The organism is Microbulbifer hydrolyticus, from assembly GCF_009931115.1.
In the GTDB taxonomy this organism is placed as follows: Bacteria; Pseudomonadota; Gammaproteobacteria; order Pseudomonadales; family Cellvibrionaceae; genus Microbulbifer; species Microbulbifer hydrolyticus.
In genome coordinates this window covers 357,225-372,685 of sequence record NZ_CP047491.1, presented here as the reverse complement: position 1 = coordinate 372,685, position 15,461 = coordinate 357,225, and the positions used below count along the sequence as shown (strand labels likewise).

Below are 15,461 nucleotides of genomic sequence, written 5' to 3'. Positions count from 1 at the left end.
TTTAGCCTCCCAGGCCACAGGTAACGAGTTTATTTTCCGCCCTCGCTCGTAAAAGCGCGGTGTAAACGGACTTAGACGCCGCGCAGAAACTCCGCAGTGTGGCGGTAGACCTGAGCGCAGGCATCCGGCACCAGATTCTCGACATTCAGGAACGCGTGGATCATATCGCCGAAGTTCAGGTGCTCGGCATTGGCGCCGCCCTCGCGAACCTTGCGCACATATTCCACGCCCTCATCGCGTAGCGCGCAGAATTCTGCGGTGATCACCAGACTGGCCGGCAGGTTGCGGGTGAACTCACCGTGTAGCGGCGACACCTGCCTGGGGTTCTCGGCACCCTGCAGGTAGTTCTCGAAGTACCACTGGATCTTTTCTTTCTCCAACAGGTAACCGCGACCATTTTCCTCGATGCTTGGCATCTGCAGGGTGTAATCCACGCTCGGGTAAATCAGCACCTGGGCGTCGATCGTGTGCGGCTGATGTTGCAGCAGGCGGGTTGCGGACGCACACAGTGCACCGCCGCCGGAGTCACCCATCAGGATCCAGCGACCATTGTGTGCAATATTTTTTCTGTCCAGCGCCATGCCGAGATGACGCACCACACTGAGCAGGTCATTCAGCGCCGCCGGATAGGGGTTTTCCGGGGACCTGCGGTATTCAACACTGATCAGCGTGCGACCGCACGCCTCGGCAAAGCGGCGGCAAATCGGGTCGTAGACAGACACGCTGCCCGCCATATGGCCACCGCCGTGACAGTAAATGATCGCGGCACTATCGGCGTCACCTTCGGGCCGGGTATTGGCCGGCTGGTAGATACGCACCGGCACGGCGTATTCGCCACCATGCACCACGGTTTCACATACCGGCATTTCCGGACCGGGCTCGACGAAATTCCGGGTCAGGTTGGCGAGGCTTTCGCGCGCGGAGATGGGCGTCGGCTCGAAACCTGCCGCTTTCAGCTGGGCAACCTGGGCATTGACCGCAGCCAGCCATTCACTGAGTTTGGGATCAAGCTGCCGCATCACTGGCCTCCAGTTTTTCTACAACGACTTTTTTACCACTCTCCGGCAACAGGAAAGAAAATACGAACAGCGACGCGGAACAGGCCACGGCAAAATAGGCTGCGGTGGCCGGCTCGCCGGTCATATCCGCAAGCAGTCCTGCGCCATACATCAGCACCGTTTCCACCCCGTAGGAAATCGACCAGAACATCGCAAACGTGACGGTAATTCGTCCCGGCGTCATGCCCGGCAGCTCCTGCGGCAGGGTAACCAGTGCGGTCATCGGCAGGAACATGCAGAAGCCCGCGAGCGCGGCGGCCGTGTAGGCAATCAGCGGGTCGCGGCTGGTAACCATCAGCGCGGCGAACCCCACCAGCGCCAGCCCCGCATAGCGCAGTACCGGCAGGCGCAGTGCATAGCGCTTGGTGACGATGATGCCCGCCACAGTCCCCACCATACCCGCGGCAATCATCACCGCAGAGAGGTGGCTGCTCGCCACTGCGAAGCCGTCGATGAGCGGGAACAGGGCAAAGACCGAGATATAGCAGAACAGAACACCACAGTAGGCCAACGGCAGCCACCAGTTGAAACTTTCCTTGATGCCCTGCTTGAACCCGTAGTTTTCCTCTTCTTTGCTGCCACCACCGGACAGGGAGAAGTTTTCTGCACTCAGCCACCACAGCACGCCGAGCGCCAGCACCATTACCCCGTACAACACCATCACCGACTGCCAGCTACCCAGCCAGGCGAGCAGGGTTGTGGTGGAAAGCAACGCGAGCAGGTTGCCGGTATTGAACGCGGCGGCGTTGATACCGTTGATCAGCGGACGCTCCTCAGCGGAGAAGTAGTGCATCACCACCGGTGCGAAGTAGACAATCGCCAATGCACCACCGAGTCCCAGCGCCAGGCGCGACAGCAGCCAGCCGCCGTAGCTGCCGGCGAGGGCACCCAGGCCACCGGCGGCAATCAGGATGATGGCGAGGACGAAAGCGCGCTTGGCGCCGAGGCGGACCAGCAGGGCCGCGGCGGCCAGGTTACCCACGATCTTGGCGATGGTGATGACATTGCTGCCCCAGGTGGCATTGGCGAAGCCCTCCTCGCCGAAGGACGCCTGGATCGCCGGGGTCAGGATTGCACCGGATACCCAGCTCGCCGCGAACAGCGCATAGGCGCTGAACATAAGGATTTCCAACAGGTATTTTTTCATTGCTCTGATACCACTTTTTATTATTCCGGATATTACCGTTCAGACTGCGCGCACGGGCGCCCCCTGCCTATACGACCTTGGTCGCAGCGGACGTGCGCCGCAGACTCTGCTGCAACAGCGCGCGCAGCGCCGCCGGGCGCAGTGGTTTCTGCAGGAACTGCCAACCGGCATCCTGCGCGCGGGTCTTGACCGTGTTGGTGTTCTCCGCGGAAATGATCACGCAGGGCACATCGCTGTGCCACTGCGCCCGCAGGTCCGCGGCCAGGTCGATGCCGTTGTCGCCATCGTCCAGGTGGAAGTCCATCAACAGCAGGTCCGGCTCGCCGGCCGCCAGTGCCTGTTCACGATTCTGCGCACAGTGCACGGTGCAACCCCAGCCACTGAGCAGTGCCGCCATCGCCTCGAGGATCGAGGGCTCGTTGTCCACACACAGAACCTCAAGATTCAATGCGGCACCGCGACCAGCAGCGCTCACCGCAGGGCGCAAGGTATTCACACGCGCGGCCGCTCGCGGCAGGCGCACCCGGAACACGCTCCCGACCCCTGGCACCGAAGACAGCCCGATCGGTGCGTTCAGCAGGCGACACAGCCGCTCGACGGTAGCGAGACCCAGCCCGTATCCGTGCTGGCGCTGGCCGCTGGAATCTTTCGGCGTGAGCCTGCAGAACTCGCGGAATATCGCCTGCTGCTGGTCCCGCGCAATGCCCTCACCGGTGTCCCACACCTCCAGGGAAACGCCGCTGCCCTTGCGGCGGGCCCCGATCAGCACCCCGCCCTCGCGGGTATATTTCACCGCGTTATCCAGCAGGTTCTGCACCACCCGCCGCAGCATTCTTTCATCGCTCTGCACCCACAGGTGGCTGCGGCGGTAGCGCAACCGGATACCGCGGGCCTCGGCGGCAAGGCGCGCCTGGGCGACGGCATCGTCGAGAATACTGTCGAGGGAAACCGGTGCGAAACTGGGCTTGATATCACCGGCATCCATTCGCGCAATCTGCAGCATGTCGGTGATCAGCTGCTCGGCGGCGGCCAGGGCACTGTCAGCACGGGTGAGTAGCTGGCGGCTGCCGTCTTCGAGGGCGTGGGCGGCAAGGGCGTCGATAAACAGTCGGCTGGCGTTCAGCGGCTGCACCAGGTCGTGGCTGGCGGCGGCGAGGAAGCGTGTCTTGCCGGCACTGGCCTCCTGCAGCTCGTGGTTCAGCGTCTGCAGCTCGTCGTTGACACTTTCCAGCTCGGCGGTACGGTGAGCCACCTTGTGCTCGAGAGAATTGCGGATATCGGTCAGCTCCGCCAGTGCGCGCTGGTAATCGGAGACATCCGTATAGGTGGTCACGAAGCCGCCACCGGGGAGAGGATTGCCACGGATCTCCAGCACCGTACCGTCGGTTCGGTGGCGCTGCACCCGGTAGGCGGTGCCGTTGCGCAGGTGCTCCACCCGCTTGTTTACATGGTCTTCCACCACGCCGGGGCCACACTCGCCGCGACTGGCGTTGTAGCGCACCAGCTCCGCTACCGGGCGACCCACATAAATCATTTCCGCAGGGTAGTGGAACAGCTCCAGATAGCGCCGGTTCCAGGCGACCAGGTTGAGGTTGGCATCCACCACCGAGATGCCCTGGTCGATATTGTCGATACTGCTCTGCAACAGGCCGCGGCCGAACTGATAAATGTCCGACGCCTGCTCCAGTTGCTGCGCGGTGACTTCCGGCTCGCCCTGTTGGCGCACCAGGCGGCGCGCACTGGTGCTGCCGACGATACCCGCGAGGATCTTTTCCACTGCATCGCGATAGTGTTCCGCCGAGGCGCGCGGTCTTTGCGCTTCAGGGTTTTCCTGTAGCGGCGCCAACGCGCGCTCTGCCGCGTCTTCGCCGACAAAGCGCGCCAATAATTCACCCAGACGCGCGCGGTCCACCGGCGCCACTTCCGCGGCGGCACTTCCGGGAAACCAGCGCTGCTGCAGTAGCGAACAGCCGATCAGCGCCGCGGCATTGATTCCGAGCCCAAAGACGCAGGCAATAGACAGTGGGTTCCAGCTGAGTCCGAGTGTGGTGGCAACCCAGTCTTCACCGCCCAGCGCCGCCGGCAGCGCCGACAGTGCCCACACCAGGGTTCCCAGCAGCAGCCCCACCACCACCGCCGCCGCGCGCAACCGCGGCCAGCGCGCCGGCCAGGTCACCGCGGCGACCATTGCCGGAGCCAGTTGCGCCGCCAGTGCCAGGGACAGCAGGCCGAAGGTGCCGAGACTGACCCCGGAACCAATCAGCTCGCTTACCCCGAAGGCCGCCAGCATCAACAGGCCAATGATCGCCCGCCGTACCCGGCGCAGGTCACTGCCCAGCGCCACACCGGCGGGACGCTGCTGCAGGCGCTTGAGCCACCAGGGCACGATCATGGTATTGGCAATCATGGTAGACAGGGCGATGGTGGCGATGATGACCATACTGGAGCCGGCGGAAAGCCCGCCCACGAATGCCAGCAACGCCAGCCACGGGATACCGCTCTCCAGCGGCACGCCGAGCACAAACCGCTCCGCATTGGTGTAACTCTCCGGCAGCCACAGCATGCCGCCGTAACCCACCGCCAGTACGGCGGCCGACACGACCGCCAGATAAAGCGGAATCAGCTTGCGTACCGGGCCGATATCGCGCTCGTCGTCACTCTCGATCATCAGAATATGGAACTGGCGCGGCAGGCAAAAAATGGCTGCCATTCCCAGCACCACCACTGCGAAGTAGCCGGTATCTGCCGGGCGTGCCTCGGCAATGGCCGCGACTTTGTCGCTTGCCAGTGCCGTGCGGGCGAGATCGGCGGTGCCATCAAACGCGCTGTAGACCACAAACCAGGCCACCGCGATCAGCGCCCCGATCTTTACCAGAGCCTCGAACGCCACCGCCAGCAGCATACCGTTGCGGTGCACACTGCTGTCGATATGCCGGGTACCGAACAGCACCGCAAACAGGCCCAGGGTCACACTCACCACCCCGGTCACCACCGAAGCGCGGATATCGCTGTCTTCCACACTCTGCGCCAGCAGCAGGAAGCTGTCTGCCACCGCGCGCAGCTGCAGGGACAGGTAGGGAACGATCGCGACCACCGCCAGCAGCGCCACCACCGCCGCCAGCCACTGGGAGCCGCCGTACTGGGCGCTGATAAAGTCGGCAATGGAGGTGGACCCCTGCTGCTTGGTCAGGCGCACAAAGCGCATCAGCAGCGGCGCGCCGAAGATCAGCACCAGGCTCGCGCCTACAAAGGTAGGGGGCAGCAGCCACCCTTCGGTGACGGCCTGGGCGGGCACACCGAAAAACATCCAGGCGCTGGTGTAGGTGCCAGCCAGAGCCAGCAGCAGGGGTTTGATCGGTCGAATACGCGCAGCCGGCAGCCGGTCACCCCAGAAGGCGATGGCAAACAGCATCAGCAAATAGGTCAGGCCCACGGCGGCCAGCAGGGGGAGACTGAACAAATGGCGCCTCATTCATTATTTGGTTTATTATGCACAGATTAACCGATTGACTGTTTTTTGTCCTGCTCTCTGTTTCAGACCCGGGTCATACCTTGGTCTAGCAGGCAAGGGACATCACAGAAGATACAGTGCAAATCCGGAACTTAGATAAAAACCATAAACTGGTGATCGGAGAGAGCCATGCGCAAAATAATGAAATTTAATCCCATCGCCGCGGGCATCATGCTTGCCTGCGGTGCATCCCTCGTACAGGCACAAGGTCAGCTGGAAGAAGTGACCGTAACCGCGCAGAAGCGCGAGCAGTCGCTGCAGGAAGTGCCAGTAGCAGTCACCGCGTTCGGTGAAGACCAGCTGCTGGAAAACGGCGTTGCCGACCTGACCGACATTCAGAAGCTCACCCCCAACACTACCCTGCAGGTGAGCCGCGGCACCAACTCCACCCTGACCGCCTATATTCGCGGTATCGGCCAGCAGGATCCGCTGTGGGGCTTCGAGCCGGGAGTGGGCATCTATGTAGACGACATCTACGTTGCCCGTCCGCAGGGTGCAGTAATGGACGTGTTCGACGTAGAGCGTATCGAAGTACTGCGCGGCCCGCAGGGTACCCTGTACGGCAAGAACACCATCGGCGGCGCGGTCAAATATGTGACCAAAAAACTGAGCGGCGACACCGAATTCCGCATCCGCGGCGGTCTGGGTTCCTACAACCAGCGCGATCTGGTGCTGAGCGGCCAGACCGGTCTGTCTGACACCGCGGCCATCGGCTTCGCGGTAGCCAGTTACCAGCGCGACGGCTTCGGCGAAAACGTCAACACCGGCGCAGAAAACTACAACAAGGACATCCTGAGCGCCCGCGTCTCCCTGGAGTTCAACCCGAACGAAGACCTGTTCATCCGCCTGGCTGCGGACACCACGCAGGACGACTCCAACGCGCGCTTCGGCCACCTGATGTTCGACGCTCCGACCGGCGCCGAAACACCACTTGACGACGTTTACGACAATCGCTCCAACATGTCCCCGGACAACTCTGTAGAGACCAGCGGCATGTCCCTGACAGCCGAGTGGAATGTTTCAGACAGCGTCACCGTCAAGTCCATCACCGCTAGCCGCAGCGGCGATACCGACACCGCCATCGACTTCGACTCCGTCGACCGCCCGGACTTCGACGTGCCCGCCTACTACAAGGACGAGCAGTTCACCCAGGAATTCCAGGTCAACTGGAGCGGTGACAAGTTCAACCTGGTCTCAGGCCTCTACTACTATGACGGCAATGCCGAGGGCGGTTTCGACGCTGTACTTGGTATGTTCGGCATCACCCAGAACGTGAGCGGCAATGTGGACACCCAAAGCCTCGCCGCCTATGCCAACTACGAGTACTTCCTGACCGACAAGCTGAACATGACGCTGGGCGGTCGCTACACCCGTGACGAGAAGTCTGCAGAGGTGTTCAAGGGTAACTACCTCGGTTTGTACTCACCGATGTTCGCCGATCGCTACGACGGCACCCCGGCAGGAGGCACGCCTTACGCCATCCTCACCGACTACTCCAATAGCAAGACCTGGAGCCAGTTCGATCCTAAAGCCGGTTTGAACTACCAGATCAATGACGACACCATGGTGTACGGCAGCTTCAGCTCCGGCTTCAAGTCCGGTGGCTTCGACATGCGCGGCGACGCGGTTGCGACTCCGTCCACCGTCGACGGTTACGATCCGGAAACCGCCGAAACCTTCGAACTCGGTATCAAGACCCAGCTGCTGGATGATCGCGTCCGCCTGAACGCGGCCGCCTTCAGCACCGACTACGAAGACATGCAGGTTACGGTTCAGAGCTTCGACGAGGCCTCACAGAACTTCACCAGTGCCGTGGTTAACGCCGGCCAATCGAAGATCCAGGGCCTGGAACTGGAGATGCTGGCAAGTATTACCGATCGCCTGACTGCGAACGTGGTACTGGGCTACACCGACGCCGACTACAAGGAAGTACTGACCTATGATGCCGCCAGCGACAGCATCGTCAACGTGGCCGACGTATGGAAGAACTTCCAGTACAGCCCAGAGCGCACAGGCCTCGGCCAGCTGAGCTACGCCATGGACATGGCCGGTGGCGAGCTGGTACTGAACGGCTCTGTATCCTACCGCGATTCGATCCAGATCTACGCCGCCCCGAGCGACCTGGATGTAGGCTCCGTCACTCTGGTTGACGCCGGTGCTACCTACTTCAGCGGCAACGGCGATTGGCAGGTTTCCCTGCAGGGTAAGAACCTCAACGATGAGACTTACCGCAACGCCGGCTACAACGCCTTTGGCTGGGTGACCGGCTACTACGGCAACCCCCGCACCGTTGCTCTCACAGGTAGCTACAACTTCTAAGACTCATCTCTCGCATTTGTTGTACATTGCATTGTTATTGGGGCCCTTTGGGCCCCTTTTTTGTTTTAGATTTCCAGCCCTGTAAACCCCCACACCTGTCACAAGAACCACCATCCCGGCGCACGCTTTCTCAAATTGGCGCACTTATCCACTCTTTGGCAGCCAACTCTTCTACTCTGAAAAGTGAGGGCGGCAGTGACGCCGCTTCTCGGATCAGCCATCGAGGTACCCGCGTGCAGAAATTGAGAAGTATTCTGCTGACGGCGGCGATAGCGACAGGATTTGTTGCCGGTTGTACGTCAACCGAGCCCAGGGATAGTCACGCAAACCGCGCTTTCAGCAGCGCAGTCCCCCCGCACATGGACCCGGCACATATGTCGGTCAGGTCTTCGGACCGCAGGCCAAGGAGTGGTAGCCGCGATGCGCCCCGCTCCCTGAACGTCAACGGCACCCGCTTCCGATGTTTCGAACAGGAGCTGGAATCCAAGGTTGTGGTGCGCTGCGTGCGACAGTCGTAATCCGACCAGCAGGAACCGACGCGGGCCCTGGCGCCCGCTGATACCGAAAACTGTGACCATTTCCGCCACAAGCTGTCGCCGCAGCCCTCTCGTAAAGGCCGCAGCTGACTAAGCTTGATCTATCTGCAAGCAGGGAGCGGGAAGAGGGAGCAAAAAAGGAATGATGCGGAACGGATTCAACAAGGTGATTCCGGTGTGGCTCGGCGGCCTCGCCATTGTTATCGCCGGATGTATGAACATGGATGACAAAGACTCGGGGCCAACCCAGAACCCGGGTTCCATGAGCAGTGTTTGCGGCCACAAATGGGAAATGCGCCTGCTGCGCATTAATGGCCAGGCCATCCCCGTGGACCAGCCACAGGAGTTCACCTTCCTGTGCAACAGCGATGGCGAGTCCATGGGCAAAAGCGGCATCAATACCTACCGCGGCGCCATGCAGGTCACCGCCAACGGCCAGATCCTGTGGGATACTGACAGCTTCGCCTCCACCAAGATGGCTGGACCACCCCAGCTGATGGAGCAGGAAACCCAGTACCTGCGCGCCCTGTCAGGGACCCGCCAGGCATTCGTGAAAAGTGGTGGCGGCCGCCTGATCCTGCGGGATGTGCCCGGGGACATCTATATCGAGTACATCAAGGCGGGAAGCTGACGGCGTCCCGCCATTTTCGATCAGCAACCCCTCCCTCCCGCACAACCTTCACTCCCTGAACCGACGCAAAAGTAGGGCACCGTATAGACCGGCTGGGTCACAGACGCCAGCCGCCAATTGGTGTTAAATGGCGCAAACTGCCACCGGATGGACTTCATGCATCGCCTGATTCTGCTGCCACAGTTCAACGCCACTCGCACCTGCTGCCTGCGTGTCGGTGTACTCGCGTTATTCCTTGTTTTTCTTACAGCAACCGGCTGTGGCAGCAGCGATACCCGCCCGGCGGCGATGAGCGGGACCGGCAGTGACGCCATCTGCGACCGCCAGTGGCTACTGGAAAATCTCTCGATCGACGGGCGCGAGCACAAGCCGCGCATGTTCTGGCAGAAGATGTGGCGCGACCGCCCCTACCTCGGCTGCGACAAATTCGGCTTTGTCCGTGGCAGCGCTGGCTCCAACCCCTATCTGGGCAAGTTTCGACTAAGCGACAGCGGCGCCATCAAATGGCTGAAGCCGCCGAAAATCTCGCGCATGGTGGGCCGTCGTGACAGCAGCGAACTGGAGCAGGACTTCCTCCTCGCACTACCGCGGGTCACCCACGCGCGCACCAGTGGCGACATCCTGATTCTCGAGGGTGACGACGGCACCCGTCTCGAGTTCAAGCAGACCGGTGAAGTGCCTCCACCCGCCACCTGACCCCTGCCTCACGACAGCTTTGCACATCACCGATAAAAAAAAGCGGCCACCAGGGCCGCTTCAAGCACTATTCAAGAAGAGCAACGAAAACGTTCGGTTACGGGATGAAACAACCGGACAAGCTCAATTTCGTTGTGGCGATAGAGTAAGTGCCAGACGTGACAAACAGATGACGAAGCAGGAATTTTTCACGCACTGACCGGTTTTTACCTCAGGGGCGGGAGCGGCGCTGGTGCTGCTCCAGATTCTGTTGCCGCTTGCGCTCACTCTTGCGTAGCAACAGATAGGTGGCCCCCAGGCCGCCGTGCTGTTTCTGCGCGCTGTGAAACGCCAGCACTTCCGGGAGCTGTGGCAGCCAGGCATTGACGCAGCTTTTCAGCAGCGCGGGCTGCTTGCGCCCCTCGCCCTTGCCATGGGTAACCAGCGCGCAGCGCACGTCAGCTTCCACGCAATCCTTTACAAACCGGTACAGGGCGCTGCGGGCCATTTCGATGGTGTGGTTGTGCAGGTCCAGGCGTGCGTCCACGGTGTATTTGCCCAGACGCAGGTTGCGGTAAACCCCATTCTGCACACCATCGCGCTTGAATTCGATCGGGTCCCAGGGGTCCACCGGCTCTACATACTCGCCACCGAGCGGGTTCAGTTCGCGCGCGGTCTGCGCGGTGGCCGCTTCGCGACGGGCACGCTGGTTGAGTGCATCATGGTGCGCATCCTTTTTGAAGGCGGACTGCCGATGCCTGGGTGCCAGTGGTTTTACGTCTCCCAGCGCCCCCATCGCACCGCGAAAATCTTCCAGATCGCTCTTGTCCACAACGCCCCCCACTTACCTCTCTGCCAGTACGCACTGGCAAGCCTGGTCAGGGATCGAGAAACAGATCCACCGCCAGCTCGCCGGCCTTGGCGGGATTGTGCGCATATTGGGTGAAATCTTCCACCCCGCGTTCATGCAAAAGTGCCTCGTCGATCAGCTGGGCACCGTTCAGGCCCCGATTGGTGGTGATCAGCACCTCGTAGGCGGCATCGGCCATCACTATGGGTTTGCGGCTCTGCTCGAACATTTCGCGGTTGCCCACGGCAAATTCAATGGCCGCCGTGGCCACCAGTGTGCGCGGCCACAGGGTAGCGACATTGATACTGGTCTTTTTCAGCTCTTCCGCCAGCCCCATGCTCAGGATGGTCATACCGAACTTGGACAGCGCGTAGGGCGCAAAGGGGCCGAGCCAGCGCGGCTCCAGATTCAGTGGCGGCGACAGGCTGAGGATATGGGCGCACTCCGACTGCTTGAGGTAGGGGATGGCCAGGTGAGCGGTCAGGTACACGGCACGGGCGTTCACATCCATCATCAGGTCATAGCGTTTGGGCGGCGTGGACTCGACACTGGTGAGGTTGATGGCGCCGGCATTGTTGATCACGCAGTCGATGCCACCGAAGGTCTCAGCGGTTTTCTTCATCGCCTCGGCCACCTGCTCCTCCTCCCGCACATCCACCTGCATCGGCAGGGCCACACCACCGGTGGCCTCGATCTCTTCGGCCACGGTGAAGATGGTACCGGGGAGCTTGGGGTGAGGTTCGGCAGACTTGGCCGCAATGGCGATATTGGCACCGTCGGCAGCACACTTGAGCGCGATGGCACGGCCGATACCCCGGCTGGCACCGGTGATAAAAATGGTTTTACCTTTGAGGGCGCCGGTGTTCTTGGTGAGGGTAATCGTGTCGCTCATACGGGCACTCCCTGGGAGTTGTGATTGTGTGTGGGCGCGTTACCCGCCCTCGGCACTGACTACGGCGGGACAGTAGATTTCCTTGAAGGTCTGCGGCATCCGCTTGGGTTTGCCGCTGGAGAGCTCGATGCACACCATCTGCCAGGTGGCCCGGAGCACCAGGGCCTCGTCACTGGCGCGGTACACCTGAAACTTGCGGGTCATATTGAGCCGGCCATCGACCCTGGTCAGCCAGGTGGCGATCTGCAGTTCGTCGCCCTCTCTGGCAGCCAGTATATAGTCGTACTCCGCGTGGCGAATGGCCATTCCGCGGTCCATGGACTGGTAATTGGTGACATCCAGGCCCAGCTCGACGCTGTGCAACCAGGCGGCACGCTCACACCAGCGCACATATTCGGCATTGTTGGCGTGGTGCAGGCCGTCGACGTGCGCGGGCTTGACCTGGATGTTGTGTACGAAAGGTTGCGGGAAGTCCCACTTCATGGGGTAACACTCCATTGATCGGTCTTTGGCAGCGTTGCCACCGGGCCAGGTAAATTAACTGACCCGGCAGTTGCAAACCATTACGTCAGGCACAAAAAAGGCTCCCGAAGGAGCCTTTTTCTGAGCGTACCGAAACTTAAGCGTCGGTCTTCTCTTCGCCTTGCGCGGCCTGCTGTTGCGCCTGCTGCAGAGCGGCGGCAAACAGGGCGTCGAAATTGATCGGCGGCAGCATCAGGGCGGGGAAGGAGCCCTTGGTTACCACGTTATCTACCACTTCGCGCGCGTAGGGGAAGAGGATGTTCGGGCAGGCAGTGTTCAGCGCCTGAGCCAGCTGCTGACCTTCCAGGCCCTTGATGCCGAACAGGCCAGCCTGCTGCACTTCCACCAGGAAAGCGGTTTCGCCTTCCACCTTGACGGTGATGGTCAGGGTCAGGGCGACCTCGTACAGATCTTCGTCGATCTTCGCGGTCTTGGTGTTCAGTTCCTGATTAACTTCCGGTTTCCACTGCTTTTTGAAAACCTCGGCGCCCATCGGAGTCTCAAAGGAGAGGTCTTTCAGGTAAATGCGCTGCATTGCGAATTGTACTTGTTGCGCTTCGCCGTTTACTGCTGCGCCGTTTTGTTCTTCAGCCATGTCACTGCCTGTCGTAAAAATAGATTATTGTCTGCCTTCCCTGAAAGAAAGACTCCCTGTATGGGTCTTACTTATGGGGGCCTCGAAATACCCTTTCAAGGCATATCACTGAAAATTCTTCAGGCCGGTTTCACGCCAACAACTTGTCCAGCTCACCGCTGCGCTCGATAGCCATCAGCTCGTCGCATCCGCCCACGTGCACGTCACCGACCCAGATCTGCGGCACCGTGTGTCTGCCCGCTTTCGCGGTCATTTCTGCGCGCAGCGCGCGGTCACCATCCACTGAAATTTCCGTGTACGGAACGTTCTTGTTATCCAGCAGATATTTCGCGCGGACGCAGAAGGGGCAGAAGCGGGTGGTGTAGATAACGACTTCTTTCACAACCGGATAACCTCTTTGCTTCTCGGTAGAGCGGGTTCAGCGCCCCGGCTCAGCCTTTCACCAGCGGCAGCTTCTGATTCGACCATTCGGACATGCCGCCCTCAAGACGGCGTACAGTGTAGCCTGCCTTCTTCAGCTGGCGCCCCACCGGTCCGGCGTGCTGGCCGATTTTGTCCGCCAGGATCAGTGTCTTCTCTTTATAGGGTGCCAGTTCGCCGATGCGCTTCTCGATCTCGCCGTGGGGTATGTGGATGGCATCCACAATATGCCCGGCAGCGAACTCGGAGCGATCGCGCAGATCCACCACCCGTGCATCCTGGGTGTTAATCAGGAGGGTGGCCTCATGGGCCGACGCGGGCTTACCCGCCTTGATACGTTCGGTAATCGCCAGCGCGTAAATCAGCGCCACCAACAGACTCACCAGCAGCCACTGCTCGCTGATAAAGACGAAAAAATCCACTTCGCCCCCAGAAATTCACATTTGTTGTTTTAAGTGAGACCGATGACGCATCAGTCGGTCACGTTTACGCCGGGCATTGTATAGCATGCGTGCCAGCGACTCGAAGGTGGCGCAGTATACACGATGATGGCCAATTCTTAACCAGCAATTTCGCCTCACTATCGCGCCACTTTCATCGCAATCACTGCTCAATTACTGACCCGGGCGCCGGAAACAGGTTAAAATCCGCCACCTGCGGCAAAACTCCCTCGCGAGTTCCGTCCCCTGGCAATGACGCCAAATGATCTTCCATCAACCCAACACAGGAATTCCGATCCCATGGCATCCGAGTCTTCGCCCAAACGCCCCCTGGTACTGCTGATTCTCGACGGCTTCGGCCACAGCGAGCACACCGAGCACAACGCCATTGCGGCAGCGAATGCCCCGGTCTGGGACAACATCTGGGCCACCCGCCCCAAGACCCTGATCCACACCTCCGGAATGGCTGTGGGGCTGCCGGAAGGCCAGATGGGTAATTCCGAAGTGGGCCACATGACCCTGGGCGCTGGCCGCGTGGTGTATCAGAACTTCACCCGAATCAACAAGGCCATCAAGGACGGCGAGTTCTTCAAGAACCCCGCCTATACCGCCGCAGTGGACAAGGCCATCGCCAACGACGGCGCCGTGCATATCATGGGCCTGGCCTCCGACGGCGGAGTGCACAGCCACGACGATCATATCGTTGCCATGGCCACCCTGGCCGCCCAGCGCGGCGCCAAGGCGGTGTACATTCACGCCTTCACCGATGGCCGCGACACCGCGCCGCGCAGCGCGGAAACCCCACTGGCGCGCCTGACCCAGGTGTGCGATGCCCTCGGCAATGCGCATATCGCCAGCGTCGCCGGCCGCTACTACGCCATGGATCGCGACAACCGCTGGGACCGGGTACAGCCCGTATACGACCTGATTACCCAGGGCAAAGCCGAGCACCACGCCGCCAGTGCCCTGGCCGCCCTGGAGGCCGCCTACGCCCGCGACGAAAACGATGAATTTGTTGCCCCGACCCGCATCGGTGAAGCCGCCCCGGTCAAGGATGGCGATGCCCTGATCTTCATGAATTTCCGTCCGGACCGCGCGCGTCAGCTGACCCGCGCCTTTACCGACCCGGCCTTCGATGGCTTCGAGCGCGAAGTGACCCCGAAGCTGGCCGATTTCGTCATGACCACGGAATACGCCGCCAATATCGACGCCAGCTGTGCCTTCCCACCGGAAAACCTGGTGAACACCTTCGGGGAGTACCTGCAGACGCAGGAAAAGACCCAGCTGCGCATCGCCGAGACAGAAAAGTATGCGCATGTGACCTTCTTCTTTAGCGGCGGCCGCGAAGAGCCCTACAATGGCGAAGAGCGTATCCTGATCAAATCCCCGGACGTGGCCACCTACGACCTGCAACCGGAGATGAGCGCGCCGGAAGTAACCGATAAACTGGTCGCCGCGATCGAGAGTGGCAAGTTCGACGCCATCATCTGCAACTATGCCAATGGGGACATGGTCGGCCACACCGGCGTGTTCGAGGCCGCGGTCAAGGCGGTGGAAGCGCTGGACGTTTGCGTGGACCGTGTGACCAAGGCCGCGCTGGCTGCCGGTGGCGAGGTGCTGATCACCGCCGACCACGGCAATGTGGAGGAGATGTTCGACGCCGGCTCCGGCCAGGTGAGCACCCAGCACTCCACCCTGCCGGTACCCTTTGTGTATGTGGGCGAGCGCAATGTGACCATGCGCGATGGCGGTAGCCTCGCGGATGTGGCACCCACCATGCTGGCATTGATGGGCCTGCCGCAGCCGGTGGAAATGACCGGCGAGCCGCTGGTAAAACTGAATTAATCCGGACTGATCCCACGAGG

The 15,461-nt window shown here is 61.0% G+C and carries 13 protein-coding genes; 4 read left to right on the top strand and 9 right to left on the bottom strand.

The window, feature by feature from the left end; translation table 11 throughout:
* Nucleotides 1-71: 71 nt before the first annotated feature.
* The 3 genes from GTQ55_RS01600 to GTQ55_RS01590 all read right to left on the bottom strand — a co-directional run bounded on the left by GTQ55_RS01600 (nucleotide 72) and on the right by GTQ55_RS01590 (nucleotide 5,665).
* Nucleotides 72-1,019: an alpha/beta hydrolase gene (locus GTQ55_RS01600; protein WP_161857149.1), complete on the bottom strand. Its 948-nt coding sequence runs from the start codon at nucleotides 1,017-1,019 to the stop codon at nucleotides 72-74.
* Nucleotides 1,006-2,205, bottom strand: coding sequence for an MFS transporter (locus tag GTQ55_RS01595; RefSeq protein ID WP_161857148.1), 1,200 nt, complete (start codon nucleotides 2,203-2,205; stop codon nucleotides 1,006-1,008). Before GTQ55_RS01595 ends, GTQ55_RS01600 begins: the two co-directional genes overlap by 14 nt.
* 67 nt (nucleotides 2,206-2,272) lie before the next feature.
* Complete coding sequence (locus GTQ55_RS01590; protein WP_161857147.1) at nucleotides 2,273-5,665, bottom strand: hybrid sensor histidine kinase/response regulator; 3,393 nt, start codon at nucleotides 5,663-5,665, stop codon at nucleotides 2,273-2,275.
* 180 nt (nucleotides 5,666-5,845) lie between these two features.
* On the opposite strand from GTQ55_RS01590, the gene GTQ55_RS01585 reads away from it, so the two are divergent.
* From GTQ55_RS01585 to GTQ55_RS01575, 3 genes are all read left to right on the top strand, one after another.
* Complete coding sequence (locus tag GTQ55_RS01585; RefSeq protein WP_161857146.1) at nucleotides 5,846-8,035, top strand: TonB-dependent receptor; 2,190 nt, start codon at nucleotides 5,846-5,848, stop codon at nucleotides 8,033-8,035.
* A 678-nt stretch (nucleotides 8,036-8,713) separates the two neighbouring features.
* Entirely contained in the window at nucleotides 8,714-9,202 is a 489-nt protein-coding gene (locus GTQ55_RS01580) for an META domain-containing protein (RefSeq protein WP_237567769.1), read from the top strand.
* Nucleotides 9,203-9,358: 156 nt separating this feature from the next.
* Nucleotides 9,359-9,898 carry an META domain-containing protein gene (locus GTQ55_RS01575; RefSeq protein WP_161857145.1) on the top strand — a complete coding sequence of 180 codons (540 nt, stop codon included), beginning with the start codon at nucleotides 9,359-9,361 and terminating at the stop codon, nucleotides 9,896-9,898.
* Nucleotides 9,899-10,109: 211 nt separating this feature from the next.
* Here GTQ55_RS01575 and smrA read toward each other — a convergent pair whose 3' ends face one another.
* The 6 genes from smrA to GTQ55_RS01545 all read right to left on the bottom strand — a co-directional run bounded on the left by smrA (nucleotide 10,110) and on the right by GTQ55_RS01545 (nucleotide 13,578).
* Entirely contained in the window at nucleotides 10,110-10,709 is a 600-nt protein-coding gene (smrA, locus tag GTQ55_RS01570) for a DNA endonuclease SmrA (protein ID WP_237567768.1), read from the bottom strand.
* Between the two features lie 46 nt (nucleotides 10,710-10,755).
* Complete coding sequence (locus tag GTQ55_RS01565; protein WP_161857143.1) at nucleotides 10,756-11,619, bottom strand: SDR family oxidoreductase; 864 nt, start codon at nucleotides 11,617-11,619, stop codon at nucleotides 10,756-10,758.
* A gap of 39 nt (nucleotides 11,620-11,658) precedes the next feature.
* The gene (locus GTQ55_RS01560) at nucleotides 11,659-12,102 is read right to left on the bottom strand and encodes an acyl-CoA thioesterase (RefSeq protein ID WP_161857142.1); all 444 of its coding nucleotides are present in this window, start codon (nucleotides 12,100-12,102) and stop codon (nucleotides 11,659-11,661) included.
* A gap of 136 nt (nucleotides 12,103-12,238) precedes the next feature.
* Nucleotides 12,239-12,736, bottom strand: a complete 498-nt coding sequence (gene secB / locus GTQ55_RS01555; RefSeq protein ID WP_161857141.1) for a protein-export chaperone SecB — start codon at nucleotides 12,734-12,736, stop codon at nucleotides 12,239-12,241.
* 130 nt (nucleotides 12,737-12,866) lie between these two features.
* Nucleotides 12,867-13,118, bottom strand: a complete 252-nt coding sequence (gene grxC, locus GTQ55_RS01550) for a glutaredoxin 3 (protein ID WP_161857140.1) — start codon at nucleotides 13,116-13,118, stop codon at nucleotides 12,867-12,869.
* 49 nt (nucleotides 13,119-13,167) lie between these two features.
* Nucleotides 13,168-13,578, bottom strand: a complete 411-nt coding sequence (locus GTQ55_RS01545; protein ID WP_161857139.1) for a rhodanese-like domain-containing protein — start codon at nucleotides 13,576-13,578, stop codon at nucleotides 13,168-13,170.
* A gap of 318 nt (nucleotides 13,579-13,896) precedes the next feature.
* On the opposite strand from GTQ55_RS01545, the gene gpmI reads away from it, so the two are divergent.
* Nucleotides 13,897-15,441, top strand: coding sequence for a 2,3-bisphosphoglycerate-independent phosphoglycerate mutase (gpmI, locus tag GTQ55_RS01540; protein ID WP_161857138.1), 1,545 nt, complete (start codon nucleotides 13,897-13,899; stop codon nucleotides 15,439-15,441).
* The last annotated feature ends 20 nt before the right edge of the window (nucleotides 15,442-15,461 follow it).

Bases quoted from the DNA above. Each gene is read 5' to 3' on its own strand.
- GTQ55_RS01600 (WP_161857149.1), bottom strand. From the start codon at position 1,019: ATGCGGCAGCTTGATCCCAAACTCAGTGAATGGCTGGCTGCGGTCAAT.
- gpmI (WP_161857138.1), top strand. From the start codon at position 13,897: ATGGCATCCGAGTCTTCGCCCAAACGCCCCCTGGTACTGCTGATTCTC.
- GTQ55_RS01565 (WP_161857143.1), bottom strand. From the start codon at position 11,619: ATGAGCGACACGATTACCCTCACCAAGAACACCGGCGCCCTCAAAGGT.
- secB (WP_161857141.1), bottom strand. From the start codon at position 12,736: ATGGCTGAAGAACAAAACGGCGCAGCAGTAAACGGCGAAGCGCAACAA.
- GTQ55_RS01580 (WP_237567769.1), top strand. From the start codon at position 8,714: ATGATGCGGAACGGATTCAACAAGGTGATTCCGGTGTGGCTCGGCGGC.
- GTQ55_RS01575 (WP_161857145.1), top strand. From the start codon at position 9,359: ATGCATCGCCTGATTCTGCTGCCACAGTTCAACGCCACTCGCACCTGC.
- GTQ55_RS01585 (WP_161857146.1), top strand. From the start codon at position 5,846: ATGCGCAAAATAATGAAATTTAATCCCATCGCCGCGGGCATCATGCTT.
- GTQ55_RS01560 (WP_161857142.1), bottom strand. From the start codon at position 12,102: ATGAAGTGGGACTTCCCGCAACCTTTCGTACACAACATCCAGGTCAAG.
- GTQ55_RS01595 (WP_161857148.1), bottom strand. From the start codon at position 2,205: ATGAAAAAATACCTGTTGGAAATCCTTATGTTCAGCGCCTATGCGCTG.